This window comes from Duganella sp. GW821-FHT07F09 (assembly GCF_059418705.1).
On the sequence record NZ_JBWKQJ010000034.1, the window covers coordinates 1 to 3,126 of the forward strand.

General features: G+C 61.5%; 2 protein-coding genes and 1 rRNA gene. 1 reads left to right on the forward strand and 2 read right to left on the reverse strand.

Going from position 1 to position 3,126, the window contains the following annotated elements; genetic code table 11:
- Positions 1-185 precede the first annotated feature (185 nt).
- Positions 186-298, forward strand: a 5S ribosomal RNA gene (rrf, locus tag AC07P1_RS33630).
- Between the two features lie 65 nt (positions 299-363).
- Here rrf and AC07P1_RS33635 read toward each other — a convergent pair.
- Both AC07P1_RS33635 and AC07P1_RS33640 read right to left on the reverse strand, forming a co-directional pair.
- Positions 364-1,956 carry a GDYXXLXY domain-containing protein gene (locus AC07P1_RS33635; RefSeq protein ID WP_494699939.1) on the reverse strand — a complete coding sequence of 531 codons (1,593 nt, stop codon included), beginning with the start codon at positions 1,954-1,956 and terminating at the stop codon, positions 364-366.
- Positions 1,953-2,942: a DUF2157 domain-containing protein gene (locus AC07P1_RS33640; RefSeq protein WP_494699940.1), complete on the reverse strand. Its 990-nt coding sequence runs from the start codon at positions 2,940-2,942 to the stop codon at positions 1,953-1,955. The genes AC07P1_RS33635 and AC07P1_RS33640 overlap by 4 nt, the downstream gene beginning before the upstream one ends.
- Between the last annotated feature and the right edge of the window lie 184 nt (positions 2,943-3,126).

The following is a 3,126-nucleotide window of genomic DNA, read 5'->3' on the forward strand; positions in this document are numbered from 1 at the left end:
GTGAAACAACTCTGCGCCGATGATAGTGCTGCAACCAGTGTGAAAGTAGGTTATCGTCAGGCTAGTTATATAGAAAAGCCCCCATCCGCCTGAATGCGCAAGAACGCGTTCGGTGCAGGTGGGGGTGTTTTCATCCCAAGATTTTAAGCGGCGCGGAAACGCGACGTCAGTAGTACCGGTCAATGCTTGATGACCATAGCAAGTCGGTCCCACCCCTTCCCATCCCGAACAGGACCGTGAAACGACTCTGCGCCGATGATAGTGCTGCAACCAGTGTGAAAGTAGGTTATCGTCAAGCTAGTTATACTTAAAAGCCCCACCGAGCGCGCAACGCTGGTGGGGCTTTTTTCATTGTGGGCGGCGTTATAGCTGTTCCAGATTCGCACCCCGCAGATTGACCAGCAGCGCCCGTCCCTTGTCATCGATCCTGAATTCCCCGTACTTCGCCTGGGACCAGCGCGGTGCTTCGCCCTCTTTGAAATACCAGGCGTTGGTGGCGGGGCGCAGGCCGCTTCCCGTCTGCACCAGCTCGATCAGGATTTCATCCGGCGCCAGTGACCTTTCGACGGCCAGGCCCTGCATCACCGCCACGCCCCGATCATCGACCTTTGCGATGACCATGGCGCGCCGTAAAGCGCCAGTTTCCTCCCTGTCCAGGGCCGGCATCTGGAAATTGAGCGTCATATAGTCGCCCTGCATCAGTGAACGGGGATCGACGGGCGCCAGTGCGATAAATACAGGCCTGCCGGTGCTGATCAGCGCTTCTTTTTGCCAGATCGCGCCGTTGGCCACCATCAAGGTCAGCAACAGCGACGCAGCGATGCCCGCGCGCTGTGCCGGCGTTGTGGCGGAGGCTGGTGCGGGCACAGCCGTGGCGGCGGCTTCGCGGGCGCTTGCGTTCCAGCTCAACCATGCGATCACGCCAAACGCCGCACCCGTGGTGGCCATGATGGCGGCCTTGGTGGCCAATGAGACGTCCAACTGGTAGTAGAAGGTGCCGACTATCCAGGACGCCGCGACCGCACTGGCCACCGCGAGGCGCCAACGACCGCTGCCGATGCAAGCCGACAGTGCAAGCAGGGCCGCGCCCAACCCAGGTATCAGCCAGGACATAATGGCCAGAATCGCGGCCGCCGCCGCATAACGCGGAGCGCGCAGCGCGGGCCAGCAACGGCCGAGCCAGGCGGCGCCGGCGATCGCCAGCAGACTGGAGACCATCTTGGTCAGCGAATACCGCGACCCCGCCAGTTCGCCCGCGTCGTGCAGATGCCCCAGCGCCGCCGGAGAAAGGAATGTCGCTCCGGAATCGTAGGTCAACGCCGCCAGGGTCAGCAGGATCCAGCCGTTGGACATGGCTTCGAGCAGGATCATCTTGCGCGCACTTTGGCTGGACGGAGCGTGGGTGTCGGCGAAGTATGCCGCGATGAGCCACAGCACCAGCGCAATCAATGTGCCTCCCCAGATGTTTAGCCCATCGGAATTCTGATGGTTGGTGCTCATCAGGATGAAGACCATGGCGGCGAGCGCGCCCAGAAGCACGCGCAACCAGTGCTGCGGCACCAGCCACGCCGTACCGACGACGATCAGGAGCAGCAACGCTTCGGCCTCCACATAGGGCATGTCGCGGAACAGTCCGTACACGAGCAGGGCGCCGCCGACCAGTAGCACCGGCAAACCCAATTGTTCGACAAATGGCGACACGGTCCGGGATCGTAAGAGGTGAACGGCGCCGTACAGGAAGACGGCCCCAACTACGTAGCACAGCACGCCTCGCTCCACGGCGCCGCCCAAGATTATGAACAACACGCCTAGTAGCGGCACGGCCGCCAGCCATGCGCCGAGTCCCGTCATGAGTATGACCGGCCACGGCCGTGCGGTTTCTTTTGGGGCCGTGTCGGGAGGCAGGATGCCTTCGGCAGTCGCGGCCTGTATCAACTCCTGCAAACGCTTGCTCATAAGATGCACTCCCCGGTCTGTGCGCGCGCCAGGTGGATGATCAGCTTGACGGTACCGGCCAGCATGGCGGCCGAAACGCATCCGATCAGCAGCAACGCTCCGATCTCATCGCTGCCCGCCTCCACCAAAAGTTGTATCAAGCCACACACGGCCAGCACATTGGCGCCGAGACCGAGCGCGCTGAGAATAAAAATATCAAACAGGCCGCGTCGGCTGAAGACAAAGGCCAGGGTCGCGACGATGAGCAGCGAGATTGGATAGAAGCCACTGCCGGCGATGTAAAACAGGCTGCGCACGGACATTGTCACCAGTCCGATGATCGCGTAAATCATACTCAAACGCACCGGCCAAGGTCCGGTCCCGGTTCCTTCTCCAGCGCCAACCCAGGCGCGCGGTGCAAACCTGAGCAGGAGTGCCAGAACGATGGCCGGCACCCATGAGCCCAAGCTGCTTTGAAGCGATAGCTCCGAGCTCCACCACCAGCCGTTGGTCCGAACCTGGAAAAACAACTGGGCCGCCGTGAGGGCAACGATCGCCCATGACACCCACAGCACATCGTGCCGCACGCCCAGGCATAGCGGCAAGGTGAGCGCCGCCCACAGGGCGAACAGTTGCCAGGGATCGGCGCCGGTCTGGTAGGTCTGGCCAAAATAGGCGAACAGGCCACCGCAAGCGATAAAGCCCAGCAAGGACAGCGGCACGCGGGCGACAGGGAAGCGCCAGGCGCCAATCAGCGTGGCGAGCACGAACGCCTCGATCAAAATAAAGCGGACGGAGCGGGGTAGCGTGTCCCAATTGGCGGCCACCCAGAACACGAGGCCAAGACCCACCAGCACAGCGGACAGCACGGCCAGGCCGAATGGCAAGTAGCGCAGCAGCGATGGCGGCGGCGCGTCCAGCGCGGCAAGTTGCTTGAGCCGGAGGCCGGCGTCTGGCGGCAGGTCGTGCTTGTCGGCCAGGGCGAGTATTGCAACGCGGAGATTCATTGGCGTTCCCCAAAATTGTGATGGGCCAAGGTTACTCTTTTTTAACTCGCCGGATCTTGACCGGGCTGTGGCATAAAGTGAAAAATAAAACTTGGCAGTTCACCCCTGCTTTGCTATAGTTCGCCTCCTCGCAAAACGGTGCACACAAAACAAGGTGTTGCAGAGTGAAGCGAGGCAAAAAAGA

Coding starts and splice junctions, on each gene's coding strand:
- AC07P1_RS33635 (WP_494699939.1), bottom strand. CDS start 1,956: ATGAGCAAGCGTTTGCAGGAGTTGATACAGGCCGCGACTGCCGAAGGC.
- AC07P1_RS33640 (WP_494699940.1), bottom strand. CDS start 2,942: ATGAATCTCCGCGTTGCAATACTCGCCCTGGCCGACAAGCACGACCTG.